Origin of the sequence: Streptomyces manipurensis, from assembly GCF_049570255.1 — a bacterium.
Classification (GTDB): domain Bacteria; phylum Actinomycetota; class Actinomycetes; order Streptomycetales; family Streptomycetaceae; genus Streptomyces; species Streptomyces manipurensis.
This window is the reverse complement of sequence record NZ_CP186950.1, coordinates 5,086,984-5,100,689: the sequence shown is the minus strand read 5'-3', so window position 1 is coordinate 5,100,689 and position 13,706 is coordinate 5,086,984. Positions and strand designations below refer to the sequence as shown.

The window sequence follows — 13,706 nt, the reverse complement described above, 5'->3', positions numbered from 1 at the left end:
TCCGCAGGCGGGGCGGACGGCTCGCGCTGATCCGCCGGAGGGGTGAGGGGGTCACCCCCGCGGCGGACCGGGGAGCGGGCGGGCCGCTCCGTCCGGTGCCGCCGCGGCGGCCGGGTCAGCCGCGCGGGCGCCCGGAGTCCTTGCCGTGGTGGTCCTTCCCGTCCTTGTCGCCCTTGCCCTTGCCGCCCTTGCCCTTGCCCTGGTCGTCCCGCTGGTTGTGGAGCGTGACGACCAGGCGTCCGCCGGGCACGGCCCGGTCCACGCGCAGCGGGCCCGTCACCCGGTCGGCCGGCAGGACGTAGCCCTCGGGCACGTCCGTCTCGACGAGGTAGTACCAGCCCTCCGGCAGCCGGGGGAAGTCGCAGACGCCCGCGCGGTCGGTGGCGCAGCCCGGGGCGGCGAGCCGGTCGGGGTTGATGCCGCGGGTCTGCAGGCCCGGGGTGTCGTTGGTCTCGCGCCAGACCTCGAAGACGGCCCCGCGCAGCGGCCGCCGGGTCTTGGAGTCCTGCTTGACGACCCGGATCGAGCCCTCGTACTCCACGGGCGTGCGGCGGTTGGCGACGGTGAGGACGATGCCGTCGGGGAGGTCGGCCTCGGTCGGCTCGAAGCGGGTGACCGGGTCGGCCGGCGGCTGGTAGCCGTCGGGGGTGACGGTCTCGCGCCAGTAGTAGGTCTCCCCGATCGGCACGCGGACCGTGCAGCTGCCGTCGGCGTCGGTCACGCACGTGGTGCGCAGGCGGGTGTCGGCCGGTACGTCGGTGTCGGCGACCTGGAGGCCGCCCCGGCCGTTGGACTCCCGCCACAGCTCGAAGGTCGCGCCGGCGAGCGGGGCTCCGGTCTCGGCGTCGGTCTTGCGCACGGTGACGGAGGTGTCCGGGTCCGGGGGTTCGGGCGTGCGGGTGTTGTCCACCTCGACCCGCACGCCGGCCTGGGCGTTGTCGGTGGTGAGGTCCAGCCGGTGGACGGTGATGGCCGGCAGGTCGAATCCGGGCGGTGCCTGGGTCTCGCGCCAGTAGAGGGTGCCGAGTTCGGTGGTCCGGGCGCAGACGCCGTCCGCGGGGGTCACGCAGTCGTCACCGACCTTGGTGTCCCCGCCCGGCGTGCCCGTCTGGAGCCCCGGGGTGCCGTTGCTCTCCCGCCACAGCTCGAAGGTGGCGCCGGCCAGGGGCCGGCCGGCCTCGTCCCGCTTGAGGACGGACACCCGGCCGGTGACCGGCTGGGGGGTGCCGCCGCAGTCGGGCAGGTCGCCGTTGAAGGGGTAGGCGTGGAACTCCTGGCCGCCGCCCCCGGTCGCCGCGCTGGTGTGGGTGAGCGAACCGGTCGTGAAGAAGCGGCCGTTGATCCCGGGGAGCCGGACGCTGGTCTCGGAGGCCCGGTTGCCGATCAGGAAGCTGCCCTGGAACTGTCCGGTGCCGTTCAGGTCGACCGTGGTGGCGTCCGGGAAGTTCCACAGGAGCCGCTCGCGGTGGGCGTTGAGCGGGTCGAGGTCGTCCTGGATGGCCCCGCTGTAGGTGTTGATGGTGCGGGCGGTGCCGAAGACGTTGACCAGGATCGTCGCGCCCGCGGGGATGCGCTGGAAGACGATGCCCTGCTGGCCGTTGCCGCCGCCGACCAGGTCGGCGTCCACGTTGAAGACCTGTAGCGGCGAGGTGCCGTCCCCGGTGAACGTGGTCTGGTAGCCGAGGTTGGCGACGGTTCCGGTCGGGGTGCGGCGCTGCCCGTCGACGCGGGCGTAGCACTGGCTCGCGGCGCCGAGGCTGTCGCGCCAGCCCGCGTAGGGGGCGGCCGCGGCCGGGTCGCTGCGCAGGGTGCCGGTCACGGTGCCGCTGAGGGTGCCCGCGTGACGCACGACGCCGGTGTCGGCGAGCAGCCGCTGCCCCTGGGCCACGGTCACGTCGCCGCCGGTGGTGAGGAAGTCGGAGCCGGGGGACGGCGGGACGAGGGATCCCGCGCCGACGACGCCGACGTTGTAGCGCAGGTCCTGTCCGGTCTTGTTCTGGTCGAAGGAGCCGAGCACGACCACCCGGCCCTCGGCCTCGGAGACCCGCTCGCGGACCCGGAAGTCGCCGCCGACGAAGATGTTCACGGCGTTGTCGTGGCCCCGGATCACGCCGTCGCTGCCGATGGGCGGGAAGGGGCTGGGGCAGGTCTCCCCGGGGGCCGGCACGCAGGGGCCGAGCCCTTCGGGGAGCGTGGCCCGCCGGACCTCCGCGGGGCGCTCGCCGCCGGGCCCGGCGGCCACTGCGGCGGTGGGCGCCCCGACGGCGGCCAGTACGGCCCCGATCGCGAGCCCGACGGTCCATCTTCTTGCTGCCATGACACTCCGTCCGTCACCGGTGCCTGCACTCCTGTGCCTGCACAGGCTGGGGGCGGCGGCGCGCCGGGAGCGGCAGCACACTCGTCCGCTACGGCATTCCGATCACTCGTGTCACCCGTCCGGGGTCAGGTCACGGCGGAGCCCGCGACCCAGTCCGCCCAGGACATGTTCCAGCCGCCCAGCCCGTTGGAGGGGGCGACCGTCTTGTCCTCGGAGTTGACGACCTCCACCACGTCCCCGACGAGGGTGCGGTCGAAGAACCAGCCGGCCGGGGTGTCGGAGCCGCCCCCCTTGTCGTCGCGCAGGCCGATGCAGCCGTGGCTGACGTTGGTGCTGCCGAAGGTGTCGGGGCTGGACCAGTAGTTCCCGTGCAGGAAGGTCCCGGAGTTGGTGAGCCGCATGGCGTGCGGGACGTCGGGGATGTCGTACTCGCCGCCGAAGCCGACGGTCTGGCCGTTCATCCGGGTGACGTCGAAGAGCTCCATCACCACCATCTTGCCGTTGTAGGTGGTGGTCTTCGGCGCGCCGGCGCTGATCGGCACCGTGGACAGGAGCTCGCCGTCCCGGCGGACCTCCATGGTGTGCGCCGCCGCGTCCACGGTGGAGATCTGGGAGCGGCCGACGGTGAAGGAGACGGTCTTGTCCTGGATGCCGTACGAGCCGGGCGCGCCCTCGACGTCGCGCAGGTCCATCTTCACGGTCACCTTGGTGCCCGGCTTCCAGTACTGCTTGGGCCGGAAGTCGAGGCGGTCCTTGCCGAACCAGTGGCCGGCGACCTGCACGGCGGGGTCGGCGGTGACGGTGATGGCCTTCTCGACCTCGGCCCGGCGCTCGATCTCCCGGCTGAACTTGAAGGAGACGATCATGCCGGTGCCGACCGTCGAGCGGTTCTCGGGCTTGAAGTAGCCGATGAACCGCTCCTCGGGGACGTAGGTGGTGAAGGTGGTGTGCCGGGCCTGGCGGCGGTTGTGCCCGTCGAGGGCGACGGCGTCGACGGTGTACTTGGCGGCGAGGGCGAGCCGGCCGTACTCCGGGGCGGGGCTCCAGCTGAGCCCGTCCGGGGCGATGCTGCCGGGGACCTGCTCGGCCTGGGCGTCCTCCACCTTGGTGACGACGACCCGCTCCAGCCGGCCCTCGGGGACGGTGACGGTCAGCCGCCCGTCGGCCGGCACCCCCTTGGCGTTGTCCTCCGGGGTGATGCGGATGGCCTCGTCCGGCGAGCGGGGTCTGCCGGGCAGCTGGATCTCGACCGGTGCCTTGCCGTCCTCGGTGCAGCCGGTCAGGCCTCCCAGCAGCGCCGCCCACGCCGCCACGGCGGCCAAGCCCGCCCCTGCCCGCCTCGTCAGAAGTGTCACGCTCCCTCCAACGACCGGGCCCCTCCGGGGGAAACGTGAGAGCGGGCGACGTTCCGGGCAGAACTGTCCGGGCAGAACAGTGGGAAGGACCAGACGGGGGCGGGCCCAGGCCGGGACGCCGGGGCCGCACTCTCCCCTACCCCCGCCGGTACCGAAGAGCCGTGGAGGCGGGCAGTGTCGAGCGCAGCCGAGCAGGAGGCGGTGGAAACCGCCAGCGATGCCGTCGGGGCGGTGCGGAGCGGTCAGGCCGCACCCGTACCGCAGGTCGACGGACAACCGGGCGGCCCGCCGGGCGCCCGGGCGGAGGGACGCCCCGCCGTCCGGGCCAACGGGCGGGCCAGGGGGCAGGGTCCGCGGGCCCAGGTGCGCCCGCAGCCGGCCGTGTGGCCGGGGTCCTCCCATCCCCTGGGGGCCCGGTTCCGACCGGCCGCGGGCGGGTCGGGAGGGACGGAGGGGACCAACTTCGCCCTGTGGGCGCAGGGCGCCGAGGCGGTGGAGCTGTGCCTCTTCGACGAGTCCGGGACGGAGACGCGCTGCTCCCTGACGGAGCTCACGCACGAGATCTGGCACGGCTTCGTGCCGGGGGTGCGTCCGGGGCAGCGCTACGGCTTCCGGGTGCACGGGCGGTGGGACCCGTGGACGGGGGTCCGGCACAATCCGGCGAAGCTCCTCCTGGACCCGTACGCGCGGGCCGTGGACGGGGACTTCACCCTCCCCCCGGAGGTGTACGGGCACGTCCGGGACTGGCCCCAGCAGTACATCGCGGACACGGTGCGCGACGACCGCGACTCGGCGCCGTTCGTGCCGAAGGGGGTGGTCGTCCACGATGACGACGACTGGGCGGACGACGTCCGGCCGAAGACCCCGTGGGCCGATTCGGTGATCTACGAGCTGCACGTGCGCGGCTTCACGATGCGCCATCCGGGTGTTCCCGAGGAGCTGCGGGGCACCTACGCGGGCCTCGCGCACCCGGCGGCGGTCGAGCACCTGGTGAAGCTGGGGGTGACGGCGGTGGAGCTGCTGCCCGTCCACCAGTTCGCGCACGAGGACCACCTGCTGCGCAAGGGGCTGCGCAACTACTGGGGCTACAACTCGGTGGGGTACTTCGCGCCGCACGCGGGCTACGCGGCGAGCGGCACGGCCGGGCAGCAGGTCGGGGAGTTCAAGCGGATGGTCCGGGCGCTGCACGCGGCCGGGATCGAGGTCATCCTCGACGTGGTCTACAACCACACCGCGGAGGCGGGCGAGCTGGGCCCCACGCTCTCGCTGCGCGGCATCGACAACCGCGGCTACTACCGGCTCCAGTCCGACCAGCGCCGCTACTCCGACTACACGGGCTGCGGGAACACCCTGCACGCCGGGCGCCCGCACGTGCTGCGCCTCATCACGGACTCGCTGCGCTACTGGGTGACCGAGATGGGCGTGGACGGCTTCCGCTTCGACCTGGCGGCGGCGCTGGCCCGTTCCATGCACGACGTGGACATGCTGTCGCCGTTCCTGGCGGTGATCGCCCAGGATCCGGTGCTGCGGCGGGTCAAGCTCATCGCCGAACCGTGGGACGTGGGCTCGGGCGGCTACCAGGTGGGGGCCTTCCCGCCGCTGTGGACGGAGTGGAACGACCGCTACCGGGACGCCGTGCGGGACTTCTGGCGGGGTGCGCTGCCCGACGTACGGGACCTGGGCTACCGGCTGTCGGGGTCGAGCGACCTGTACGCGTGGGGTGGCAGGCGGCCGTACGCCTCGGTGAACTTCGTGACCGCGCACGACGGCTTCACCCTGCGGGACCTGGTGTCCTACGAGCGCAAGCACAACGACGCCAACGGGGAGGCGGGCCGGGACGGGACGAACGACAACCGGTCGTGGAACTGCGGCGCCGAGGGCGAGACGGACGACGAGTCGGTCGGCGCCCTGCGCCGCCGGCAGCTGCGCAACCTGCTGACCACGCTGCTGCTGTCGACGGGCGTGCCGATGCTGGTGGCGGGCGACGAGTTCGGGCGCACGCAGGGCGGCAACAACAACGCCTACTGCCAGGACAACGAGACGGGGTGGGTGGACTGGTCACTGCTGTCGGATCCGCACTGGCAGTCGCTCCTCGCGCTGGCCTCCCGGCTGATCGGCCTGCGGCAGACCCATCCGGTGCTGCGGCGGCGGGCGTTCTTCTCGGGGCGTGCGCAGGGCGCGGACGGCCTGCGGGACCTGGCCTGGTTCACGCCGGCGGGTGCGGAGATGACGGAGCGGGACTGGTACGCGCCGGCCGCGGCGCTGGGGATGTACCTGTCGGGGCGGGACATCCCGGGCCGGGACGAGCGGGGCCGACAGGTGACGGACGACAGCTTCCTCGTCCTGCTGCACACCGGGGACCGGCCGCTGGCCTGGGCGCTGCCCGGGGCGCCCTGGGCGGAGACCTACGAGCTGGTGCTGGACACGGCGCGGGAGGACCAGGCGCAGGCGCCGCTGACCCGGCACCGGGGCGGGGAGACGCTGACGGTGCCGGCCCGGTCGGTGCTGCTGCTGCGGGTGGTGGACTGAGACCGCCGCGGCCGGGCCGGTCGCGCCGGGCGGCCGCAGCCGGTCTCCCGGCCGGTCGTCCGGCGGGGCGTCCGGCGGGGCGTCCGGCAGGGCGTTCAGCGGGTCTCGACCTGGAGCAGCATCCGCTTGAGGAGGGCGGCGAGCGCGGCGCGGTCGCCGTCGTCGAGGGCTTCGACCATCCCGGCCTCGGCGATCCCGCGCCAGCGCATGGCCTCGGTCCAGCGGCGGTGGCCCTCGTCGGTGAGCTCCACGTCGACCCGGCGCCGGTCGGGCGCCCCGCGCAGGCGGCGTACGAGGCCGGACTTCTCCAGGGTGTCGAGGCGGCCGGTCATCCCGGCCGGGGAGAGCAGCAGTTCGGCGGCGAGCTCCGCGGAGGGGGCCCGCCAGGGAGCTCCGCGGGAGGCGAGCCGGTGCATGGTGTCGAACTCGAAGGCCTGGAGTCCGGTTTCGGCGAGGGCCCGTTCCTTGCCGTGGGCGACGTGCTTGGCCAGGAGCTGGATCCGGGTGATGACGGCCTCGGTGGGCACGTCGAAGGGGACCTTGCCGGTCCAGCGGGCGATGTGCCGGTCGACGGAGTCCTCTGCCGGCGCGGCTCCGGTGCGGCCGACGGCCGATTCTGCTCCCATGCCCGCATTATGTCCGGCCGCCGCGGGGCGAAGAGTAATTCGTTGACGAATAATTCGCTGGCGAAATAATGTCGGCTGTCATGACCCCGACGATCTGGCGGCTGCTCGTCGGCCGCGCCTTCGCCGCATTCGCCACGGCCCTCGTCCCCACCACCCTCACCCTGGCCCTGCTGCGGGCCGGCTCCCCCGGCGACCTCGGCCTCGTGCTCGCCTGCGAGCTGCTGCCCATGCTGCTCCTGCTGCCCGTGGCGGGCGTGACCGCCGACCGCTTCCCCGCGCGGCGGGTGGTGCTCGTCGCCGACCTGGCGCGGGCCGCCGCGCAACTGGCGACCGGGGTCCTGCTGATGGCCGGCCTCGACGGCCGGGTCCCGGAGCTGGCCGCGCTCGCCGCCGTGACCGGGGCCGCGGTGGCCTTCGGCACCCCCGCCGTCCGCACCCTGGTCGCGGCGGCCGTCCCCGAGGAGGGCCGGCTGCGCGTCAACGCACGGCTCGGGGTGGCCACCGGACTCGCGAACGTCGCCGCCCCCGCAGCGGCCGGCTCGCTGACGCTGCTCGTCGGCGGCGGCTGGGCCTCGCTGCTCACCGCCGCGCTCTTCGCCCTCTCGGCCCTCACCCTCGGGGGCCTGCGCACCGCGCCGGCGCCGCGCAGCACACCGCGCGCCGCCTTCACCACCGAACTGCGGGCGGGCTGGACCGAGACCCGGCGCCACCCGTGGTTCCTCGCCAACGTGCTGGCCCACGGCGTCTGGCACCTGGCCGCGGGGCTGCTGCTCACCCTCGGCCCGGTGATCGCGGCCCGGAGCATGGGCGGGGAGAGCTCCTGGGTGATCGTGGCCCAGGCAGGCACCGTCGGCATGCCGGCCGGCGTCTGGGCCGCCGGGCGGCTGCCGCTGCGCCGGCCGCTGTACGGGGTGGCCTTCGGGGCCGCCGCCCAGGCACTGCCGCTCACGGCCTTCGCCCTGCGCCTGCCGCTGCCGGTGACGGCGGCCGCCTTCTGCGCCGCCATGTTCGGCCTGGGGGTGCTGAGCCCCCTGTGGGAGACGGAGATGCAGCGGCGCATCCCGCGGGACACCCTGGGGCGGGTCGGCGCGTTCGACACCCTGATCTCCTTCGCCGCCCGCCCGCTGGGCCTGGCGGTGGCGGCGCCGCTGGCCGCCGCCGTGGGGACGACCGTTCCGCTGCTGGTCGCGGCCGGCCTCAGCGCCGCCGCGAACCTCTCCGTCCTGCTGCTTCCGGACGTCCGCAGGCATCCGGAACCGTCGCCCGCTCCCGCCCTGCGATGATGTGGCCTTCATACGCATATACGAACGACGAACAGAGGCACGCATGGCGAGAGTCGGGACGGCGCTGCGTGAGCTGCGCGGGGCGCAGAAGTCCGCCAAGGGGGTGTCGCTCTACTCGCGGTTCGTCAACCGCCCCGCCGGGCGGTACCTGGCGGCCGGTTCGTACGCCCTGGGGCTCACCCCGAACCAGGTGACGCTGATCAGCGCCGCGTTCAGCTTCGCCGCGGTGGCCGCGGTCGCGCTGACCGGCCCCTCGTGGGCGCTGGGGATCTCCGTGTGGGCGGCGCTCGCGGTCGGCTTCGCCTTCGACTCCGCCGACGGGCAGCTGGCGCGGCTGCGGGGCGGCGGCAGCGCGGCCGGCGAATGGCTGGACCACGTCGTGGACGCCGCCAAGCTCACGGCGCTGCACGCGTGCGTGCTGATCGCGTTCTACCGCTTCCCGGAGGAGTACGGGACGACGTCCGACGGCTGGCTGCTGGTGCCGCTCGGCTTCCAGTTCGCGGCCGTGGTGACCTTCTTCGGCGGGCTGCTGACCGAGAAGCTCAAGCCCCGGCCCGAGCCGGGCAGCCCGGCCGCCGCGCCGTCGACCCTGCGCGCGGTGGCCCTGCTGCCCGTGGACTACGGGGTGTTCTGCCTGGTGTTCCTGATGCTGGGCGGAGGAGAGCTGTTCGCCCGGGCGTACGCCGCGCTGGGCGCGGTCGCCGTGCTGTTCCTGCTGGCCTTCCTGGCCAAGTGGTTCCGGGAGCTCAGCGCCGTTCGCCGGTGACCTGGCCGGGCGCGGCGGCCGGTTCCGCGAGCGCGTCCAGCGCCCGGCGCAGCTGGGTGCTGGAGGTGTGCACGGTGTAGGGGAAGTACACGACGTCGACGCCGTGGGCGGCGAAGTCCTTCTCGAGCTTGTCGCCCTTGGGCGTGCCCCGCCAGTCGTCACCCTTGAAGATCACGTCGAAGCGGACCTGCTTCCAGGTCTCGACCTTGTCGGGCACGGTCTCGACGAAGGCGGCGTCGACGTACTTCACGCTGCGCACGATCTCCAGCCGCTCGACCAGCGGGATCATCGGGCGCCGGCCCTTGGCGAGTTCGGCCATCTCGTCGGAGACCACTCCGGCGACCAGGTAGTCGCACCGACTCCTGGCGTGCCGGAGGATATTGAGATGTCCGATATGGAACAGATCGTAGGCACCCGGCGCGTAGCCGACTCGATACGGCCGGCGCGAAGGCGCACCTATGTCGGACATGTCCCGCTCCGTCATCTCTTTGTCCCCAGCGGCCACACCCCCCGGTGCAGCGGATTAGCAGACAATAGCGTGCACGTTCCGCAGCACGCGGGTGAACGAATAGGGTGACGTGCGCATCATCCAGGGGAAGAGGGGACGCTCGGTGTCCAGATCCGGTCAGCGGCGCATGCTGCTGGTTTCCACCAATTACGCTCCGGAGCACGCGGGAATCGGCCCGTATGCGACCCAGATCGCGGAGCACTGGGCGGATCTCGGCCACGAGACCCACGTCCTCGCCGGCATGCCGCACTACCCGGCCTGGTCGCTCGAGCCGGAGTACAAGGGCGCGTTCCGGCGCACGGAGCAGCGCGCGGGAGTCACCGTGCACCGGCGTGCGCACACCGTGCCGCCGCGCCAGACCGCCGTGAAGCGGGCGCTCTTCGAAGGATCGATTCTGCTGCACGGCGCCGTGGCCCCGCCGCGGATGCCCAGGCCGGACGCGGTCCTCGCCCAGATGCCCAGCCTGGCCGGCGGCGTGCTCGCCGCCCGCCTCGCGGCCCGCTGGAAGGTCCCGTACGTCCCCGTCGTCCAGGACCTGATGGGCGCCGCCGCCGCGCAAAGCGGAATCAGCGGCGGCGACAAGGCCGCCGCGATCGCCGGCCGGGCCGAGGCCTACGCCCTGAAGCGGGCCACCCTCGTCGGCGTCATCCACGAGACCTTCGTGGAGCGGGTCGTCGGCATGGGCGTGGACCCGGGCCGGATCCGCCTCGTGCCCAACTGGTCGCACGTGCCGAAGCCCACCAAGCCGCGCGGCGAGACCCGCCGCCACCTCGGCTGGAGCCCCGGCGAGACCGTCGTCCTGCACTCCGGGAACATGGGCCTCAAGCAGGGCCTCGAAGTCCTCGTGGGCGCCGCCCGGCTGGACCCGAAGGTCCGTTTCGTCCTGATGGGCGACGGAAGCCAGCGCTCCGCGCTCGCGGACCTCTCCTCCGATGTGCCGAACCTGGACATCATCCCCCCTGCCGCTGACGGCGAGTTCCCCGATATCCTCGCGGCGGCGGACGTTCTCGCGGTCACTCAGCACGCCGCCGTGCTGGACATGAGCGTCCCGTCGAAGCTCACCTCCTACTTCCAGACCGGCCGTCCCGTCGTCGCCTCCGTGGCGGCGGAGGGCGGAACCGCGCAGGAAGTGGAACGCTCGGGCGCAGGGGTGCTCGTACCGCCGGAGGACCCCGAGGCCCTGCTGAAGGCCGTACGGGCCCTCGCCGAGGACCCCGAGGGCGCGGACGCACTGGGAGCGGCCGGACCCCGCCACGTGGCGGCCCACCTGAGCCGCGAAGCGGGCCTGGCCCGCATCGACGCACTGATAGACGAAGCACTTGGGGGAACCCGGCCGTGATCGAGACGAACCGCCCGGCAGCGGCACCGGCCGACGACGAACCCGACCTCCTCAGGGACCAGTTCCGCCAGCTCCTGCGCTACCGCAGGCTCATCGGGGCCGGCATCGGGGTCGGCCTGCTGGGCGGCGTCTACCTCGGCATCTCCACCGCCGACACCTACGTCGCGACCGCCGACGTGGTGCTGCGCGCCCCCACCGACGACCCGTTCAACCCGAGCCTCGCCCCCGACAAGGCGATCAACATCGGCTCCGAGCGGCAGGTCGCCCTCAGCTCCTCCATAGCCAACGAGGCGGCGAAGAAGCTCGGCGTGTCCGCCAAGGACTTCGCCGCGCTGCGCGCCGGCCTCCAGGTGACCAACCCGCCGCAGACCATGGTGCTGCGCTTCACCTACACCGCGGACTCCCCCAAGGAGGCCGCCAAGCGCGCCAACGCGATGACCGAGGCCTACCTGCTCAAGCGGCAGGAGTCCCTCGACGCCACGCGCGACAAGATGGTCAAGGGCTACAAGGAGCAGCGCGACCCGGTCGCCAAGCAGCTCGACGAGCTGTCCAAGGAGATCGCCCGGATGCCCGCCGGCGCCGGACGCGACGCCGCCAGCTCCTCCAAGACCGACCTGCAGAGCGAGGTCGGCGGCTACAACGGCAAGATCACCAAGCTGGAGGCCCTGGACATGACCCCGGGCCGGGTCACCAGCGCCGCCACCGCGCCCACCGGGCACGACGGCCCCGGCATCCTGATGTCCCTCGCGCTCGGCGCCGCCGTGGGCCTCGCCCTCGGCCTGCTGGCCGCGTGGGTCCGCCTGGTCTTCGACCCGGCCCCGCGCTCCGAGGGCGACGTGGCGCGCTCGCTGCGCGCACCCGTCCTCGGCTACCTGCCCCGGGACCGCACGGGCGGCGGACCGCTGCTCGCCGCCGGCGAGGCCGATCCCCGGCTCGCCGAGGAATACCGCTCGGTGGCCTTCCGCCTCGCCTACGACTCCCGGTTCGCCGACCGGCGCCGGCTGCTGGTCGTCGCCCCGCGCGGCAGCAGCGAGACCGCCGCCGCCGTCGCCGTGAACCTCGCCGCCTCCTTCGCCGAGACCGGCAAGGACGTGCTGCTCATCGAAGCCGACCTGCGCACCCCGGTGCTGGCCAGCCAGCTGCCGACCGACGCGGGCGGCCGCCCGCGCTGGAGCCAGACCCCGGGCGGCGGCTCCGGCGGCGGACGCCACGCCGACTCCGAGTGGCCCGACGGGCGCCAGCTCGTCGTCGACGCCGGCGAGTCCGGCACCTTCGACCTCATCCCGGGCGACCGGGCGCGCAACGTACCCCGCGCGCTGACCTCCGCCCGCGCCACCCGGCTGATCTCCGAGGCCGACTCCCCCAACGCCACCGTCGTGGTGCTCGCGCCGCCCGTGCTCTCCTACGCCGACGCGCTCGCCCTCGTCGACCGCGTCGACGGGGTCCTGGTCGTCTGTGACCCGCGCGCCGTCCACCGCACCGACCTGTCCCGGATCCGCGAGCTCATCAGCGGCGCCGGCGGCACCGTCCTCGGCGCGGTGCTGCACGCCCCGCTGCCCGGGGAGAAGCGCGGCCGCGGCAAGGGCAAGGACGCCCCGGCGGCCGCCCGGCCCGCACCCCCCGGTGCCTCCGGCCCGGCCACGCCCCAGCCGCTGACCTACGAACGGGCCGAGCCGGAGCAGCACATCCCCGGTGACGGCACCGACACCGTCGCACTGCGCACCGTCCGTACGGGCCGCCGGTGAGCCGACGCGGCCTCGCCGCCGTCGCCTCGGTCCTGGACCAGGCGGCGTCCAGCGCCACCAACATCCTGGTGCTGGTCCTGGCGGCCCGGCTGTCCTCGGCCTCCGGGTTCGCGGACTTCTCGATGGTCTACGTGGCGTTCAGCGTGCTCCTCGGGCTGAACATGGCCTACGTCGGCCAGAGCCTCGTCCTGGAGAAGGGCGAGGGTCTCGGCGCGGCCTGCCGCTCCGCCGCCGGCTTCACCGCGGCCGCGTCGGCCTCCGTGGGCGTGCTGCTCGCGCTGGTCGGGCTGGCGCTGCCCGGCGCCACCGGCCGTGCCTTCCTCGCCCTCGGCCTCGTGCTGCCGCTGGTCCTGCTCCAGGACGGGCTGCGCTACTGCTTCTCCGCGGTGCGCGCCCCCGAACGGGCACTCGCCGCCGACGCGCTGCGGCTGGCGTGCGTGGTCGCCGCGCTGGCCGTGCAGCCCGAGGGGGCCTCTGCGGGGCGGCTGGTGCTGGTGTGGGGCCTGTCCGCGCTGCCCGCGCTCGGGCTGGGGCTGTGGCTGCTGCGCCCGTACGTGCGCGGGGCGCGGGCGGACCTGCGGCCGTACCTGCGGCGCGGGCACCTGGGGCAGCGGTTCGTCGTCGAGTTCGCGGTGGGCAACGGCTCCAGCCAGCTCGCCGTACTGGGCCTCGGCGTCTTCGCGACACCGCTCGCCGTGGGTGCGCTGCGGGGTGCGACCACGCTGTTCGGCCCGCTGAACGTGCTGTTCAACTCGGCGAACGCCTTCGGGCCGCCGGTGCTCGGCCGCTTCGGCGGCAAGCGGGCCACCGTACGGGCGACGGCCGCGCTGGGCCTGGTGCTGGCCGCGCTCGGCGCCGGCTGGGCGACGGCCCTGTACCTGCTGCCGGACCGGCTGGGCCGGGAACTCCTGGGCGACACCTGGGCGGCGGCGTCCGCGCTGCTGCCGGCCACGGGGGCGCAGTACGCGGTGATGGGCCTCGGCACGTGTGCCCTGCTGACCCTGCGGGTGCTGGCCCCGAAGGCCACGCTGTCGTTGCAGGTGGTGTTCTCGCTGCTGTCGGTGGGGCTGCTGCTGGGCGGGTACGCGGTGTGGGGGGTGGCGGGCGCCGCGTGGGGCCTGGCGGCCGGCTCGGCGCTCAAGGCCCTGGCCGCCTGGTGGCGGGTGGCCCGCCTGCCCGCTGCCGTCCCGGCGGCGGCGCAGCCGGCTCCGGCATCCGCCGCCTGACCGCTGCGCGGA

Annotated in this window: 10 protein-coding genes; 6 read left to right on the top strand and 4 right to left on the bottom strand. The window is 74.1% G+C overall.

Annotation, left to right across the window (positions count from 1 at the left end; all coding sequences use genetic code 11):
* Positions 1 to 115: 115 nt before the first annotated feature.
* Both ACPU2J_RS23700 and ACPU2J_RS23695 read right to left on the bottom strand, forming a co-directional pair.
* The gene (locus ACPU2J_RS23700; protein ID WP_423833948.1) at positions 116 to 2,317 is read right to left on the bottom strand and encodes a choice-of-anchor A family protein; all 2,202 of its coding nucleotides are present in this window, start codon (positions 2,315 to 2,317) and stop codon (positions 116 to 118) included.
* 125 nt (positions 2,318 to 2,442) lie between these two features.
* Positions 2,443 to 3,663, bottom strand: a complete 1,221-nt coding sequence (locus ACPU2J_RS23695; protein WP_420082346.1) for a L,D-transpeptidase — start codon at positions 3,661 to 3,663, stop codon at positions 2,443 to 2,445.
* 183 nt (positions 3,664 to 3,846) lie between these two features.
* Between ACPU2J_RS23695 and glgX the strand changes: the two genes are divergently transcribed.
* On the top strand, positions 3,847 to 6,201 hold the full coding sequence (glgX, locus tag ACPU2J_RS23690) for a glycogen debranching protein GlgX (protein WP_423833947.1): 2,355 nt from the start codon (positions 3,847 to 3,849) through the stop codon (positions 6,199 to 6,201).
* A 95-nt stretch (positions 6,202 to 6,296) separates the two neighbouring features.
* Here the strand turns inward: glgX and ACPU2J_RS23685 are convergent, their stop codons facing one another.
* Positions 6,297 to 6,827, bottom strand: coding sequence for a MarR family winged helix-turn-helix transcriptional regulator (locus ACPU2J_RS23685; protein WP_361595021.1), 531 nt, complete (start codon positions 6,825 to 6,827; stop codon positions 6,297 to 6,299).
* Between the two features lie 80 nt (positions 6,828 to 6,907).
* Between ACPU2J_RS23685 and ACPU2J_RS23680 the strand changes: the two genes are divergently transcribed.
* Complete coding sequence (locus tag ACPU2J_RS23680; RefSeq protein WP_420079542.1) at positions 6,908 to 8,110, top strand: MFS transporter; 1,203 nt, start codon at positions 6,908 to 6,910, stop codon at positions 8,108 to 8,110.
* A 43-nt stretch (positions 8,111 to 8,153) separates the two neighbouring features.
* Entirely contained in the window at positions 8,154 to 8,876 is a 723-nt protein-coding gene (locus ACPU2J_RS23675) for a CDP-alcohol phosphatidyltransferase family protein (RefSeq protein ID WP_420079543.1), read from the top strand.
* On the opposite strand, the gene ACPU2J_RS23670 is transcribed toward ACPU2J_RS23675, so the two are convergent.
* Complete coding sequence (locus ACPU2J_RS23670) at positions 8,857 to 9,345, bottom strand: adenylyltransferase/cytidyltransferase family protein (protein ID WP_387116697.1); 489 nt, start codon at positions 9,343 to 9,345, stop codon at positions 8,857 to 8,859. The two genes, ACPU2J_RS23675 and ACPU2J_RS23670, sit on opposite strands and share 20 nt — an antisense overlap.
* Positions 9,346 to 9,511: 166 nt before the next feature.
* Between ACPU2J_RS23670 and ACPU2J_RS23665 the strand changes: the two genes are divergently transcribed.
* The 3 genes from ACPU2J_RS23665 to ACPU2J_RS23655 are packed head-to-tail and all read left to right on the top strand — an operon-like array spanning position 9,512 to position 13,694.
* Positions 9,512 to 10,723, top strand: a complete 1,212-nt coding sequence (locus ACPU2J_RS23665) for a glycosyltransferase family 4 protein (RefSeq protein ID WP_420082347.1) — start codon at positions 9,512 to 9,514, stop codon at positions 10,721 to 10,723.
* The gene (locus ACPU2J_RS23660) at positions 10,720 to 12,468 is read left to right on the top strand and encodes a lipopolysaccharide biosynthesis protein (protein WP_361595029.1); all 1,749 of its coding nucleotides are present in this window, start codon (positions 10,720 to 10,722) and stop codon (positions 12,466 to 12,468) included. The genes ACPU2J_RS23665 and ACPU2J_RS23660 overlap by 4 nt, the downstream gene beginning before the upstream one ends.
* Positions 12,465 to 13,694: a hypothetical protein gene (locus tag ACPU2J_RS23655; protein WP_420079544.1), complete on the top strand. Its 1,230-nt coding sequence runs from the start codon at positions 12,465 to 12,467 to the stop codon at positions 13,692 to 13,694. The genes ACPU2J_RS23660 and ACPU2J_RS23655 overlap by 4 nt, the downstream gene beginning before the upstream one ends.
* Positions 13,695 to 13,706: the final 12 nt, after the last annotated feature.